Raw genomic sequence first — 14,937 nt, 5'->3', positions numbered from 1 at the left:
GTCCCGGCGCCCGGAACGTTGTGGTCATGGTTGCTCAGTCACGAGTAGGGTCGGTGACAATGACAGTCGACACCTCCTCCGCCGGCGACGCCGGAGTCCGGGCGGAAGCCGGGGAACTCGCCGTCGCCGCGGCCGTCGCGGCGGGCGAGGCGGTGCTCACGCGCCGGTTCGGGAGCGCGATCACGCTGGTTTCGCCGGAGCATCTCTCCGGCAGCGGACCGGCGACAGTCGTCCGGGCGAGGGTCGTGTCGTCCTCGTTCGCGCTGCCGCGGACTTTGGTGGTCAAGCACTATCCCGACCCGCCGGAGCCCGGTCGGGTCGATCCGTTCGCCCAGGAAGCCGTGAGCTACCAGCTGTTCACCGCGTTGGCTCCGGACGAGCGGATGTGTCCTGAGCTGCTGGCTCACGACGGCGGGCATCGGGTGCTGGTGATCGAGGACCTGGGCCGGGCGCCTACTTTGCAGGACAAGCTGGCCGCTCGGGACTCTCGTGCGGCTGAGCGGGCTCTGTTGTCGTGGGCGCGGTCGCTGGGGCGTTTGCACGCCAGTACTGCCAGTCGCGAGGCTGATTTCAATGCTTTGCTGCGGCGGTTGGGCGGGCCGGTGCGGACCGACAACGACGGTTTGTCGGGGCTGGTCGACGACGTTGAAGAGCTTCTCTCCGAACTGCTCGACGTACCGGTTCCGGAGGCCGTCCGCGAACGGGTCGGCGAAGCTGTCGCCCAGGCTCGGTCGGCTGCCTTCCGGGCGTTCAGCCCGGTCGAGCTCGCTCCGGAGAACAACCTGGTCACCGGGTCCGGGGTGCGGTTTCTGGACTTTGAGCGCGGGCGAGTCCGCACTGCGCTGGTGGATGCTTCTTGCCTGCGGTTGCCGTTCGTGTCCGATCCGCGTGCGATGGCGTTGCCTGCGGGGATGAGCGAGGCGATGATCGCTGCTTGGCGGGCTGAGATCGTTGACGTGTGGCCGTCGTTCGCGGATGACGTCGAGTTGGCCAGGCAGCTCACTGTCAGCGAGATGTTGCAGGTCTGGCAGGTGACTCGGGATCTGCTTCCGCATCTTGACTTGAGCAGGCATGCCACGCCGGTCAGCCGGGAGGCGGCGCTGGTTACGTGGTGGCGTGAGCTGGCTCGGCATGCGGGTTATTCGCGGATGACTGAGGTTGCTGAGCATTCGACGCGGGTTGCTGCTGCGCTGGCTGCTCGGTTGGGGCCGCACGCTGATTTGGCGTTTTATCCGGCTTTTCGCTGAGATTCGGCTCGTCGCCTGGCGGCGACATTGGCCCCTTGGTTGCGTGGGGCACCCCGAAGGTTGATTGTGCTGACGGTCTGGGGGTGCTTGTCAAGGCGGGAAAGATGCCTTGACAAGCACCCCCAGACCGCAGGGAGGCTTCGTATCGGGGTTGGGGGAGGGCTGGGTGCCTCGATAGTTGGGTGCACTGGTGCGGGGGAGTGGTTGGGTGCCTCGATCGCGGGTGCACCGGGTGTGGGTTGGTGGGGGGATTTTGCGGCTGCGCCGCGTTGTTTCTGAAAAGCCCCAAATCGGACCTCGGGTTTGCTGGGTACCGGAAGTTCCCGCCGCCGTCCATGTGGCGTTACCTTCCCATCACCGGTGGTGAGTCTCGGTGCCGGATGGTCTTGGGCGTGACCGTGATCAGCGTCGGAGTCACCCCAGCCGCAGTCCGAGAACCGGCCCCGGAATCAGCTCAACCTCAACCTCGCCAGGCTGAGCGCCTGGTGATCCTCGGCGACTCCACTGCCGTGGGGCTCGGCGATCCTCTTCCCGATCGCGGCGGCTGGCGCGGAGTAGGTCCGCTGGTCGCGCATGCTCTGGGCGTTGACGAAACCGGCTACCTGAACCCGTCCTTCACTGGTGCGCGGATGGCCTGTGTGCGTAGTGACCAGCTTCCGCTGGCACTTGCTCACAAGCCTGACGTCGCGCTGGTCGTCGTGGGCATGAACGACACGCTTCGTCCGGACTTCGATCCGGACCAGATTGCTACCGACCTCACTGCGATCGTTCGCGAGCTGACTGCGGTCGGAACTACCGTCCTGCCAGTGCGTTTCCATGACCACAGCAAGGTCTTTCGCCTCCCGCCTTCGCTGAAGCGCGCTCTGAGCGCCCGCGTCGCCGAGTTGAACGAGGCGATTGACCGAGTGGTGGAAACTGAAGGCATCGCCTGCCTGAACCTGGACACCCTGCCTGGGGCTTACGACCTCACCGTGTGGAGCGTCGATCGCTTGCATCCGTCCGAACTGGGGCACCGGCTGCTGGCGCAAGGGTTCGCCGACCTGGCTGCGGCAGCGGGTTACGCGATTCCGGAGCCGCTGAGCCTGACCTGCTCCGGCGGAGTGGAGCCAAGCGCGGCCGGACACTTCGGCTGGCTCGTGGCGAAGGGCGTTCCGTGGCTCTGGCGGCGTGGACGCGAGTTCCTGCCTTACGCCGCGGTCATCATGTGGCGCTCGTTCCGCGAGCGCGTGGGCTGAATACCCGCAACGCCTCCGCGTCTGACGCCGGATTCCGTATGAAATAGTCGTTCCAGTCCTGGATTCCGGGGTACTCCGACGTTTCCGCCAGCTCGTTGCACGCGGCCTCCACGTCATACGCGGTACGCCGCAGTTCGACGCCGGGACCGAGCCGCGCCCAGTGTGCGCCTGTTGTGCCGTAAGGCATTCCGACGCTGCCTGGGTTCACGATCCGGCAGCGGTCGGCCAGTCGGACGAACGGCATGTGGGTATGGCCGCACACGACCGTTTCCGCCGTGACGCCGTCCAGGACTTCGGCCCAGCGCGACAGCGGGCTGTCCACTAGCGCGACCTCTTCGTCGTCGCGCGGGGTCGCGTGGCAGAACAGCACTTCGCCGAGCCCGTCGATTTCCAGCGTGACAGTCAACGGCAGTCCGTCGAGCAGCGCCACCTGGTCCGGCCGTAGTTGCGTCGCCGCCCAGGGGCCGATCGGGTCCGGGATTTTCGTCGAACCACCTGCTGCGAGGGTGACGAGTTCGCGATCGGCGTTGCCGCGCACCCACACCGCGTGATCGCCTAGCGAAACCAGTCGGTCGAGAGTCTGCCGGGGGAGCGGGCCCGCGGCCAGGTCGCCGCACAGGACCACCAGATCCGCGGCCAGCACGTCGGGTTCGGCGAGGACCGCGTCGAGCGCGGGCAGCACGCCGTGGATATCGGACAACACCGCGACCGAGGAGACCATCGCCCCAGTCTGCCCCTCCGGCGGCGCTGCGGGGCCGGGCGAGCGGGATTGTCGGGGTGGTCGGTTACCGTCGTCGGTGTGGCACAGGACGAACTCTTCACGGTGAACCCCGACGCGGGGCCGCCGCCGGAACCCACCGGAGCGAACCCGGTCGAACCGCAGGCCGACCCGGCGACGTCGCCGCTCGCGGTCCGGATGCGGCCGCGCACGCTCGACGAGGTGGTCGGCCAGCAGCACCTGCTGCGGGAAGGGGCTCCGCTGCGCCGGCTGGTCGAGGGGGCCGCCCCGGCGTCCGTGCTGCTCTACGGGCCGCCCGGCACCGGCAAGACCACGCTGGCGAACCTGGTGTCGATCGCCACCGGACGCCGGTTCGTCGCGATGTCCGCGCTGTCGGCGGGCGTCAAGGAGGTGCGCGGCGTCATCGAGGAGGCCCGGCGGCGCCGGCAGTACAACACCGAGAACACCGTCCTGTTCATCGACGAGGTGCACCGGTTCTCCAAGACCCAGCAGGACGCGCTGCTCGGCGCGGTCGAGGACCGGACTGTGCTGCTGGTGGCGGCGACCACGGAGAATCCGTCGTTCTCGGTGGTGTCGCCGCTGCTGTCGCGGTCCTTGGTGCTGCAGCTGCGGCCGCTCACGGATGACGACATCGTCGCGGTGCTGGAGCGTGCGTTGAGCGACGAGCGTGGGCTCGGCGGCGAACTCACGCTCACTGACGAAGCACGGGCGCACCTCGTGCGGCTTGCTGGCGGGGATGCGCGTCGTGCACTGACTGCGCTGGAGGCGGCTGCGGATGCCGCGTCCGCGACGGAGAACAAGACGATCGACCTGGCCGTGGTCGAGTCCACTGTGGACAAGGCGGCTGTTCGTTACGACCGTGACGGTGATCAGCACTACGACGTGATCAGCGCGTTCATCAAGTCGATTCGCGGGTCGGACGTCGATGCGGCGCTGCACTACCTGGCGCGGATGATCGAGGCGGGGGAGGACCCGCGGTTCCTGGCGCGGCGGTTGGTGGTGCACGCGAGCGAGGACGTCGGGCTGGCCGATCCGACCGCGTTGCAGGCGGCGGTCGCGGCGGCGCACGCGGTGCAGTTCATCGGGATGCCGGAGGGGAGGCTCGCGTTGGCGCAGGCGACGATCCATCTGGCTACCGCGCCCAAGTCGAACGCTGTGGTCACTGCGATCGATACCGCGTTGAGCGACGTTCGCAAGGGTGCGATCGGGACTGTGCCGCCGCATCTGCGGGATGGGCACTACGCGGGGGCCAAGCAGCTGGGCAATGCGCAGGGGTATCGGTATCCGCACAACGTGCCGGAAGGGGTGCTGGCGCAGCAGTATCCGCCGGACGAGCTGGTGGGGCGGGACTATTACGAGCCGACGCAGCGGGGCGGGGAGCGGACGTTGGCGGAGCGGGTGCCTCGGCTGCGGCGGACTATTCGCGGGGAGCGGCAGGTCTGAACGGTCTCGCGGGCTGAGTGAAGGTCGCCACTTTCTTCGTGGTGGCGGCTTGGGCGGGAACATTCGGGTGTGTCGCCGGTTGGTCCTCTTCAAGGAGAGGGGAGCGGCGATGACGCTGTTGACCGTGTGGCCTGACGATCAGCCTGGGCATGTGCTTTTGCGGACTGAGGACACTGGGGCGATCGTCGCTGAACTGGGGCGGGTGGGGGCCGGGTTCGCCCGGTGGCCCGTCGTTGAAGGCGTCTCGGAGGGGGACGTGCTGGTTCGGTATCGGGGGTTGGTCGAGTCTCGGGTCGGCGGGGCTGGGGATTTCTCGGTGGATGTTCCGGCTGGGGAGCTCCCGTTCGCGGAGCGGAGCGGGGGCGGGGCCGAGGATCGGTTTTTCGTGCGGGGGGCCGCGGTTTGGTATCTGCATGCCGGGCGTGAGGTGCATGCGGTGCTGTGCGAGGCCGGGGATGTGCTGACGATTCCGGCCGGGGTTCGGCATTGGCATGACGGCGGGCCGGATTTCGTGACTGTTCGGGTTCGGCGTCCTGGTGGGGTTGAGGCCGGGGTGGTGCGGGGTGTGGTGCCTGGGGAGTTTCCTGGGTTTGGGGAGTTGGTCGCTGAGCGGGTGGGCGGGGCGGTGTTGAGCGGGTGACTGCTCGTCGCCTGGCGGCGACATTGCCGTTTGGGTGGGGGCCACCACCCCGAAGTTTTATTGTGCTGACGGTTCGGGGGTGCTTGTCAAGGCGGGAAAGATGCCTTGACAAGCACCCCCGAACCGCAGGGCGGCTTCGGATCGGGGTTGGGGGCGGGGTGGGTGGCTGCATGGGTGGGTGCGTTGGTGCGGTTTTAGGGTCGTGAGGGGAACCCTGAGGGACTCTGAGTCCGTCAGGGTTCCCCTCACGGACGGTGGGAGTGGGGTTGTGGGGCGGTTGGTCCGGTTCGCCGTGTGGGTACTGATCGCGGGCAAACCTCGGGAGCGCTGATCGTGCCGAGTCGCGTGGCTGGCGGCACGATGGCCGGATGACCACAGTCGCATTCCTCGGCACCGGAATCATGGGCCGTCAGATGGCCGTCAATCTTGCTCGCGCTGGGGTGAGCGTGCGGGCTTGGAACCGTACGCGCGCTAAGGCTGAGCCGCTTGCCGCGGAGGGCGTGACGGTTGTTGAGACTCCTGGCGAAGCGGTGAAGGGGGCCGATTTCCTGGTCACCATGCTCGCGGACGGGCCAGCGGTCGCTGAGGTGTTTCGCGGGCTTTCGCTGGAGCCGGGGACGATTTGGCTGCAGACCAGCACTGTCGGGGTCGAGTGGGCTGATCGGCTCGCGGAGGCGTCTGTCGCGGCGGGGGTTCCGTTCGTGGATTGTCCGGTGATGGGGACGAAGGGGCCCGCTGAGCAAGGGCAACTTCAGGTGCTCGCGGCCGGGCCGGACAACGTGCACGACGGGGCTGCGGAGGTGTTCGACGCGATCGGCTCGAAGACTCGCTGGCTTGGCACTGAGCCTGGCACGGCGACGCGGCTCAAGCTGGTGATGAACGCTTGGATTCTCGCGCTCACCAACGGCACCGGCGAGAGCCTCGCCCTCGCGCGGGTGCTCGGGGTGGACCCGCAGTTGTTCTTCGACGTCATGAGCGGCACTGGGTTCGACGTTCCTTACGCGCGGGCGAAGGGGCCGATGATGCTGTCCGGCGAGTATCCGGCCAGCTTCCCGGCCTCGCTCGCGGCGAAGGACGCGCGGCTCGTGGTGGAGGCCGCGGGGCACGCGATCGACGTCGGCGGGGCGGCGGCTGCGTTGGCGCACCTCGAGTCCGCGGTCGAAGCGGGGCATGGCGAGGACGACATGGCGGCGGTCTACGAGGGGATCGTCAAGAAGGGGCATTGAGCAGCGATGCGACCCGGTCCACGCCGATGCCGGAGACGAGCAGGCGTTCCTTCGCGTTTCCGAGCAACCGCGCGGTCCACGGAGTGAAGCCGCCGTCGCCTACTACGGCTGGTCCGGTGCCGAAGTCGGCGGTGACGGTGAAGCAGAGGCCGAAGTAGTAATCGCGGCCGACGGCGCGATCTGAGTCGTCGGAGACCTCGACGTCCGGCAGCGCGTCTTGCACCGAAGCGGCGAAATCGGCGAAGCGGTTGTCCAATGTGGTCACTTGGAAGCCTGCCGCGCGGGCGCCGGCGGCGCGTACTGCGTTGGTGAGGAATCGGGCGTGCTCCACCAGGTGTTCGCGTTCGAAGGCCAGGCTGCCGCGGTCGCGACCGGCGGTGACGGCGCCGAACAGGGAGAAGTGGGCGAAGAGACCGGGGCCTGGGGGCTGGGCTCGGACGACGCGTTGCAGGGTGGTGAGGCGGACCGGTTCAACGCCGGTGCGGCGGAGGGCGGCTTCCAGCGCAAGACCGTTCGTCGGGTCCGCGGCGACCTCGGTGCCGCGGCCGGTCGGGACGACGCGGTGCTGGGCCAGTCCGGCCACTGTGGAGTGAGTGCCGAGCGGGGTCACCGGGGAGAGCGTGACCCGTTCGAATTCCGGCGGGGCAGCGGAAAGCAGGGCGTCTTCAACTCGCCTCAAGGTCTCGAACGGCAATGGCGCGGGGGTGGTGAAGCGGTCCTCGCGGTAGCGGCGCAGGACGTCTGGGCCACGCAGCTTCGCGGCGCGACGCCGGGCTACTTCCAGTTGCAGCGTGGTCAGGTCCGCGCCGGGAAGCTCGGCGAGCACATCGGCGGCGGGGCCGCCCGGTCCGGCGAGCACGCGGGGGAGCGGGCCGTTCGAGGAGTTCATCGCCCGAGCAGACCAGCCCGGACCCGTCTCCGCGACCTGTTTTCCTCCCAGCCAGCCCAGCCGCGAGATCGCGTCGGCGTGTCAGCGAGCGGTGTGACCGCCCCCAGGCGGGCGCACCGCTCGCTAACACGCCGACTTCCAGGCGATCTCGCCGCGGCGGCGAAGCCGCCGCAATCAACAGGGCCCCTAGGCGGGCGCGCCGCTCGCTGACACGCCGACTTCGAGGCGATCTCGCCGCGGGGGCGAAGCCGCCGCAATCAAACACAGGCGGTAACCTCACACCACCTAAGACCCCGCACCACCCGAGGAGGGCCCGTGTCGGCAGGGCAGATCGCCGCGCTGATCGCCGCAGGAGCTTTCGTACTGCTGGTCTTGCTGCTGGCGATCCCGCTGCTCAAGCTCGGCCGCACGCTGGACGAGGCGACGATCGCGATCCGCAAGGCGCACGAGAACAGCGACCCGATCCTGATCGGGGCCAACGAGACGATCACGCACGTCAACACCCAGCTCGAGCGCGTCGACGGGATCACCGCGAACGCGCAGGCGGTGAGCGGCAACGTGACCGCGCTGTCGTCGGTGTTCACCGCGACGCTCGGCGGCCCGCTGGTGAAGACCGCCGCGCTGTCGTACGGGATCAGCAAGGCGATCCGCGCGCGCCGGAAGAAGCAAGAGGCGAAGGCGCAGCGCCCGGCCCGCCGGGGGAAGAAGTGAAGCGGCTGTTCTGGCTCGGGGTCGGGGTCGTCGCGGGAGTCGCGCTGAGCCGCAAGGCGAGCGAAACGGCTCGTCAGGCCACGCCTGCCGGGTTAGCATCGAACTTGGGCGACGCCGTGCGGGAACTCGCGGGCGCCGTCGGTTCGTTCGGCGCCGAGGTGCGCGCCGGGATGAATGAACGGGAACAGGAGCTGCACGACATGGTCGAGGAGCGGACCGCCGCCGTCGCGCCGCCTTCGGGCGCGGGCAGGCACGCCGCACGTCGCCCCGCCCGGCGAGCTCGCCGGGCGGAGGGCTGATCTCCGCGCGCCTTCCGCCGCCTCCGACCCTCGTTTCCTTCCCCGGCCGAAGCCGGGTCTTCAGCACAAGGACGTACCCGTGGACACACACGAGATCACCGACCGTTTCCTGCGCCATTTCGAGAGCCGGGGCCACACGCGCGTGCCGAGCGCCCCGCTGATCCTCGACGACCCGAACCTGCTGTTCGTCAACGCGGGCATGGTCCAGTTCAAGCCGTACTTCCTCGGCGAGGCCCCGCCGCCGTACCCGCGCGCGACCTCGGTGCAGAAGTGCGTGCGCACGCCGGACATCGACGAGGTCGGCAAGACCACCCGGCACAACACGTTCTTCCAGATGGCGGGCAACTTCTCGTTCGGCGACTACTTCAAGGAAGGCGCGATCGAGAACGCCTGGGAGCTGATCACCAAATCCCAGGACGACGGCGGCTTCGGCCTCGACCCGGACCGGATCTGGGCGACCGTCTACGAGAAGGACAGCGAGGCGGCCGGGCTGTGGCGCAAGCTCACCGGCCTGCCCAGCGAGCGCATCCAGGTCCGCGACGGCAAGGACAACTACTGGGACATGGGCGTGCCCGGTCCCGGCGGCCCGTGCTCGGAGATCTACTACGACCGCGGCCCCGCGTACGGCCGTGAAGGCGGCCCGGTCGCCGACGAGGACCGCTACATCGAGATCTGGAACCTCGTCTTCATGCAGGACGTCCGCGGCGAGCAGAGCCCGAAGCTGGGCCACCCGCCGATCGGCGAGCTGCCGAAGAAGAACATCGACACCGGCATGGGCGTCGAGCGCGTCGCGACGATCCTGCAGGGCGTCGAGAACGTGTACGAGACCGACCTGGTGCGCCCGGTGATCGGCCGCGCCGAGGAGTTCTCCGGCCGCCGCTACGGCGCCAACCACGCCGACGACGTGCGCTTCCGCGTCATCGCCGACCACGCGCGCACCGGCGTGCTGCTGATCGGCGACGGCGTCACCCCCGGCAACGACGGCCGCGGCTACGTGCTGCGCCGGCTGCTGCGCCGCATCGTGCGCTCCACGCGCCTGCTGGGCGTGCAGGAGCCGGTGCTGCAGGAGTTCGCGAAGGTCGTCAGCAAGACCATGGGCCCGACCTACCCCGAGCTGGTCAGCGGTTTCGACCGGATCTCCGAGGTCGTGCGCGTCGAGGAGGAGGCGTTCCTCGCCACCCTCACCAGCGGTTCGCGGATCTTCGACCTGGCCGCGGCCGAGACGAAGAAGGGCGGCGGCGACGTCCTCGCCGGCGACAAGGCGTTCCAGCTGCACGACACCTACGGCTTCCCGATCGACCTGACCCTCGAGATGGCCGCCGAACAGGGCCTGACCGTGGACGAGGCCGGCTTCCGCACGCTCATGGAGGAGCAGCGCAAGCGCGCGAAGGCGGACGCGGCGTCGCGCAAGAGCGGCCACGGCGACCTGTCCGAGTACCGCAAGGTGCTGGAGCAGCACGGCGAAACCCAGTTCCTCGGCTACACCGAGCTGCAGGCGGACGCGAAGGTCGTCGGCCTGCTCGAGGACGGCCTGCCGGTGCGCAGCGTCGCCGCGGGTCGCAAGGCCGAGCTGGTGCTCGACCGCACCCCGTTCTACGCCGAGAGCGGCGGGCAGATCGCCGACACCGGCGTGCTGGTCGGCGACGGCGTCGAGCTGAAGGTGCTCGACGTGCAGAAGATCGTGCCGGGCCTGTTCGTGCACCGCGTCGAGGTCACCGAGGGCGAGGTCGGCATCGACACCCGGCTCACCGGATCGGTGGACGCGAACCGCCGCCTGTCGATCGAGCGCTCGCACTCGGCCACGCACCTCGTGCACGCGGCGGTCCGCGGCGCGTACGGCAAGCGTGCGGCGCAGGCCGGTTCGCTCAACGCGCCGGGCCGGATGCGTTTCGACTTCACCACTCCGGGCGCGGTGTCGGCGGACATCCTCACCGAGGTCGAGCAGGAAGTGAACGACTACCTGCAGACCGACGTCGAGGTGCAGAGCTACACCACGACCAAGGACAAGGCCCTCGAGCTGGGCGCGGTCGCGCTGTTCGGCGAGAAGTACGGCAACGACGTCCGCGTGGTCGACATGGGCGAGTACTCGCGCGAGCTGTGCGGCGGCACGCACGTCGGCCGGATCGGCCAGCTCGGCCTGGTCAAGCTGGTGTCGGACGCGTCGGTCGGCTCCGGCGTGCACCGTGTCGAGGCGCTGGTCGGGCCGGACGCGCTGAAGCACGTCCGCAAGGAGCAGCTGCTCGTGTCGCAGCTGGCGAACACGTTCAAGGTGCCGTCGGACGAACTGCCCGGCCGCATCGAGGACGTGCTGTCCCGGCTGAAGAACGCGGAGAAGGAGATCGAGCAGCTGCGCACGCAGCAGGTGCTCGGCTCGGCGGGCGCGCTGACGGACAAGGCGCAGGACGTCTCCGGCGTCTCGGTGGTCGCCGAGGTCGTGCCGGACGTCGACGGCAACGGCCTGCGCGCGCTCGCGTCCGACATCCGCGGCCGCCTCGGCGACCGCGCCGGTGTCGTCGCGCTGTTCGCGCCCTCGGGGGAGAAGGTGGCCTTCGTGGTCGCCACGACCTCGGCGGCGCGCGACAAGGGAATCGCGGCGGGCAAGCTCGTGCCGTCGTTCGCCGAGGCGATCGGCGGACGCGGCGGCGGCAAGCCGGACATGGCCCAAGGCGGCGGCAGCAACCCGGCCGGCGCGGAGCAGGCCGTGACGGCCCTGCGCGCGGCGGTCGCGAACCTTGGCCGCTGATCCCCGGAGAGGCCCGGATCGGCCCGGCGAGTCCGATCCGGGGCGGGGCAGGCGGCTCGCGGTCGATGTCGGGTCTGTCCGGGTGGGGGTCGCGCTGAGCGATCCCGCCCCCGTGCTCGCGAGCCCGCTCGTTACCCTCTCCCGTGATGCGAAGGACGACAGCGATCTGGACCGGCTTGCCGATCTCGTCACCGAACACGAGGTGGTCGAGGTGATCGTGGGCTTGCCGAGGACGCTGGCGAACCGGCAGGGCGCGGCCGCGGACATCGCGGTGGCGTATGCGGAGAAGCTCGCCGGGCGCGTGGGGGACGTGCCCGTGCGGCTGGCAGACGAGCGGTTGACGACGGTCACCGCGTCGCGAATGCTGTCCCAGCGGGGGGTCAAGGGACGCAAGCAGCGCGCCGTGGTCGACCAGGCAGCGGCAGTCGAGATCCTGCAAGCCTGGCTCGACGCCGCCGCCGCGCACCGCGCCCGGAAAGGCGACTCATGACCGACCCCGGCGACCCGGGCGGCCGCCGTCGGCTGCGCAACCCCGACACTCCGGATTTCCCGGACCCCGCAACGGGTTCCGGCGCTCCGGGCGGGCGGCGCAGGCGGCGCGAGCCTGAAGACGAACCACCTCCTCGCCGCGCGCGCGGCGAGGCGCCGGACGGCATGCCGCCGTCTGGAGAACGACGACGTCCGCGCGGCGAAGTTCCTCCGCGTCCTCCCGCCGCGGAGGGACGCCGTCGCGCGCCCGAGGGTGCGCCTCGTCCGGCCGGCGAAGCGACTCGTCGCGTCGCACCGGACGCGATGCCTCCCGCCGAGCCGCCTCGTCGCCCGGCCGCCGACGCGCCGCCGACCCGGCGTCGCCGTCCGGCCCCGCCGCCTGCGGAGCGCCCGAAGCGGTCGACGGAGAACTGGGATCTGCCGCCGCACGCGGCCGACGACCTTCCGCGCGCCCGTCCGCGCCGGATAGCTCCGGGCGATGCACCGGTGACCGGGAACGAAGTTCCGCCCGCGGAGGTCGAGCGGCCAGCCGGTCGACGCCGTCGCCGTGACGACGTTCCGCCGGTGGACGCCGAGCCTCCGGCAGGCCGTCGCCGCCTCGAGGACGCGCCGCCGGCCGAGCCCCCCGCTGGGCGTCGCCGTCGCCGCGAGGACGTTCCGCCGCCGGTGGACGTCGAACCGCCGTCCGGCCGCCGTCGCCGTGACGACGTCGACGTGCCGGCGGAAGCCGTCGCGCCTGCCCGTCGCCGGGCGCCGGACATGCCACCGCCGCCTCCGGCCCGGCGCGCACCCGCTCCGCCGCCGGACGGCTCCATGCCGCCGGATCCCCGGTTCGCCGACGCTTCGATGCCGCGCGATCCGAGGTTCGCGGACACGTCGATGCCGCCGGACCCGCGCTTCGCCGAGGCCTCGATGCCGCGCGATCCGAGGTTCGCCGACGCCTCGATGCCGCCGGATCCCCGGTTCGCCGAGGCTTCCATGCCGCGCGACCCGCGTTTCGCGGACGCGTCGATGCCGCGCGATCCGCGCAACCAGCCGCCGCGCCGGCAGCCGGTCGAGCAGCCCACCGAAGTGATCCCCACCGTGCCCGCCGCGCACGAGCCGGAGCACCCGGACGAGCAGCAGCCGATCGACGGGCTCTTCGAGGACGAGTACGACGAATACGGCGAGTACGAGGACTACGACGAGGAATACGACGGCTACGACGAGGACGGCTACCCCGAAGACGCGGCCGAGCCGCCGGTCGAGGAACCGCCCGCGAAGAAGCCGCGCAAGAGGAAGCGCAAGCGCGCGATCGGCTGGATCGCCGCGGTGCTCGTGCTCGTCCTGCTCAGCGGCGGCGCCTATTTCGGATACCAGAAGATCTTCGGCTACGCGGACTTCGACGGTTCCGGCGAAGGCGACGCGCTCGTGCAGGTCGAACAGGGCGACACGACGTCCGCGATCGGCGCGAAGCTCACCGACGCGGGCGTGGTCGCGAGTTCCCGGGCGTTTGTGAAGGCGGGCGCGGAGAACACCGCGCTCAGCAAGATCCAGCAGGGCTACTACCTGCTGCGCCAGCACATGTCGGGCGAGGAAGCGGTCGATCTCATCACCTCGCCGGCCGCGCGCGTCGGACGGCTGGAAATCCGGCCGTACACGCAGTTCGACGACATCACGCAGCCCGACGGCAAGGTGACGCCGGGCGTGTACAGCCTGATGTCGAAGGCCTCGTGCGCGACTTTGAACGGCAAGAGCACCTGCATTCCGGTGGACCAGCTGCGCAAGACGGTCGCCGACGCCGACCTCAAGGCTCTGGGCGCGCCCGAGTGGGCAGTGGCCGACGCGGGCAAGGCGCTGAGCAAGGACAAACGGCTGGAAGGCCTGATCGCGGCCGGCGTCTACGACGTGAAGCCCGGCTGGAGCGCGACCGAGCTGATCACCGACCTGGTGAAGCAGTCGGCCGACACGATCCAGGCGTCCGGCCTCACCGCGCAGAACACCGGGCCGGGGAAATCGCCGTACGAGACGCTGATCATCGCGTCGCTCATCGAACGCGAGGCGATCAAGCCGGACTTCGGCAAGATTTCGCGAGTGATCTACAACCGGCTCTCGCAGAAGATCAGGCTGCAGCTGGACTCCACGGTCAACTACGTGCTGGACCGCCCGACGCTGCTCACCAAACCCGAGGACCGGGCGAAGGCGGGACCGTACAACACCTACGCCAACTACGGTCTCCCGCCGACGCCGATCGCGGTGCCCAGCATCGACGCGATCAAGGCCGCGGTCAGCCCGACTCCCGGCGACTGGGCGTACTTCGTGAAATGCGAGAAGGACGGGCATTCCTGCTTCGCGGTCACGAACGACCAGCACAACGCGAACAGGCAGCTGGCGGAGCAGCGTGGCGTCCTCAAATGACCGGCCGCGCCGCGCGGCGGTGCTGGGCAAGCCGGTGGCGCATTCGCTGTCGCCAGTGCTGCACCGCGCGGCGTTCGCGGCGCTGGGCCTGGACGGCTGGACCTACGACCGCGTCGAGACCGACGCCGCCGAGCTGCCCGGGTTCGTCGACGGTCTCGGCCCGGAATGGGTCGGCCTTTCGGTCACCATGCCGGGAAAGCGGGCCGCGCTCGACCACGCCGCCGAGGTCACCTCGCGCGCGGCGGCAGTCGGCGCGGCGAACACGCTCGTGCGCCGTCCGGACGGCTGGCTCGCTGACTGCACCGATGTCGACGGGGTGACCGGAGCCCTGCGATACGCCGGCGGCTATTCGCCTTCCGCGAGCGACCAGGCCGTGGTGCTCGGCGCGGGCGGGACGGCTGCGGCCGCCGTGGTCGCGTTGGCCGCACTGGGTGTCACGACGGTGCGTCTGGTGGTGCGAGAACCGGCACGGGCTGCGGAAACCGTGGACGCGGCGAAGCACGCGGGCTTGACCGTGGACGTGCAGCGATGGTCCGAAGCGGACTTCGCGGAGCTGGCGGACGCTGCGGTGGTGCTGGTCAACACAGTCCCGCCGGACGCGGTCGCGCCGCACGTCGCGGAGCTCGCCCGGGTCGGCAGCGTGCTCGACGTGATCTACCACCCGTGGCCGACGCCGCTGGCCGAAGCGGTCGAGCGGCGCGGCGGACGGCTCGCGACCGGGCTGGACATGTTGCTGCACCAGGCATTCGGACAAGCGGAGCATTTCACCGGGCGACCGGCGCCGCGCGAGGAAATGCGGGCGGCGCTGCGCGAGGCGAGCGGAAACATCCTGCCGTTGCCGATTTCCTGATATCCTGGCGGGCTGCTTTTCAGTCGACA

Annotated in this window: 13 protein-coding genes; 11 read left to right on the top strand and 2 right to left on the bottom strand. The window is 70.0% G+C overall.

The features are described from left to right. Positions 1-59: 59 nt before the first annotated feature. On the top strand, positions 60-1,247 hold the full coding sequence (locus tag ABD156_RS05610; RefSeq protein ID WP_344267400.1) for a phosphotransferase: 1,188 nt from the start codon (positions 60-62) through the stop codon (positions 1,245-1,247). Between the two features lie 380 nt (positions 1,248-1,627). Beyond that, entirely contained in the window at positions 1,628-2,482 is an 855-nt protein-coding gene (locus tag ABD156_RS05605) for an SGNH/GDSL hydrolase family protein (RefSeq protein WP_344267398.1), read from the top strand. Here the strand turns inward: ABD156_RS05605 and ABD156_RS05600 are convergent. After that, the gene (locus tag ABD156_RS05600) at positions 2,448-3,203 is read right to left on the bottom strand and encodes a metallophosphoesterase family protein (RefSeq protein ID WP_344267396.1); all 756 of its coding nucleotides are present in this window, start codon (positions 3,201-3,203) and stop codon (positions 2,448-2,450) included. The genes ABD156_RS05605 and ABD156_RS05600 overlap by 35 nt on opposite strands. A gap of 78 nt (positions 3,204-3,281) precedes the next feature. Here ABD156_RS05600 and ABD156_RS05595 point away from each other — a divergent pair, with 78 nt between their 5' ends. The 3 genes from ABD156_RS05595 (at position 3,282) to ABD156_RS05585 (ending at position 6,530) form a co-directional block, all read left to right on the top strand. Further along, on the top strand, positions 3,282-4,664 hold the full coding sequence (locus ABD156_RS05595; RefSeq protein WP_344267394.1) for a replication-associated recombination protein A: 1,383 nt from the start codon (positions 3,282-3,284) through the stop codon (positions 4,662-4,664). A 109-nt stretch (positions 4,665-4,773) separates the two neighbouring features. Next, a complete protein-coding gene (locus ABD156_RS05590; RefSeq protein ID WP_344267392.1) occupies positions 4,774-5,304 on the top strand; it encodes a cupin in 531 nt (176 codons plus the stop codon). 368 nt (positions 5,305-5,672) lie between these two features. Further along, a complete protein-coding gene (locus ABD156_RS05585; protein ID WP_344267390.1) occupies positions 5,673-6,530 on the top strand; it encodes an NAD(P)-dependent oxidoreductase in 858 nt (285 codons plus the stop codon). On the opposite strand, the gene ABD156_RS05580 is transcribed toward ABD156_RS05585, so the two are convergent. Then, a complete protein-coding gene (locus ABD156_RS05580) occupies positions 6,514-7,419 on the bottom strand; it encodes a hypothetical protein (protein ID WP_344267388.1) in 906 nt (301 codons plus the stop codon). The genes ABD156_RS05585 and ABD156_RS05580 overlap by 17 nt on opposite strands. Before the next feature lie 315 nt (positions 7,420-7,734). Here ABD156_RS05580 and ABD156_RS05575 point away from each other — a divergent pair, with 315 nt between their 5' ends. The 6 genes from ABD156_RS05575 (at position 7,735) to ABD156_RS05550 (ending at position 14,908) form a co-directional block, all read left to right on the top strand. After that, complete coding sequence (locus ABD156_RS05575) at positions 7,735-8,130, top strand: DUF948 domain-containing protein (protein ID WP_344267386.1); 396 nt, start codon at positions 7,735-7,737, stop codon at positions 8,128-8,130. Continuing rightward, positions 8,127-8,429, top strand: a complete 303-nt coding sequence (locus tag ABD156_RS05570; RefSeq protein ID WP_037362888.1) for a hypothetical protein — start codon at positions 8,127-8,129, stop codon at positions 8,427-8,429. Before ABD156_RS05575 ends, ABD156_RS05570 begins: the two co-directional genes overlap by 4 nt. 79 nt (positions 8,430-8,508) lie before the next feature. Continuing rightward, complete coding sequence (gene alaS, locus ABD156_RS05565; RefSeq protein ID WP_344267383.1) at positions 8,509-11,172, top strand: alanine--tRNA ligase; 2,664 nt, start codon at positions 8,509-8,511, stop codon at positions 11,170-11,172. Continuing rightward, positions 11,162-11,662 carry a Holliday junction resolvase RuvX gene (ruvX, locus tag ABD156_RS05560; RefSeq protein ID WP_344267381.1) on the top strand — a complete coding sequence of 167 codons (501 nt, stop codon included), beginning with the start codon at positions 11,162-11,164 and terminating at the stop codon, positions 11,660-11,662. Before alaS ends, ruvX begins: the two co-directional genes overlap by 11 nt. Next, positions 11,659-14,058 (top strand): endolytic transglycosylase MltG, encoded by a 2,400-nt coding sequence (mltG, locus tag ABD156_RS05555; RefSeq protein WP_344267379.1) that lies wholly within the window; start codon positions 11,659-11,661, stop codon positions 14,056-14,058. Before ruvX ends, mltG begins: the two co-directional genes overlap by 4 nt. Continuing rightward, complete coding sequence (locus ABD156_RS05550; RefSeq protein WP_344267377.1) at positions 14,042-14,908, top strand: shikimate dehydrogenase; 867 nt, start codon at positions 14,042-14,044, stop codon at positions 14,906-14,908. The genes mltG and ABD156_RS05550 overlap by 17 nt, the downstream gene beginning before the upstream one ends. Positions 14,909-14,937: the final 29 nt, after the last annotated feature.

The organism is Amycolatopsis albidoflavus (genome assembly GCF_039525725.1).
GTDB lineage: Bacteria > Actinomycetota > Actinomycetes > Mycobacteriales > Pseudonocardiaceae > Amycolatopsis > Amycolatopsis albidoflava.
The sequence above is the reverse complement of the archived record's forward strand: the minus strand, read 5'-3'. Positions and strand labels throughout refer to the sequence as shown.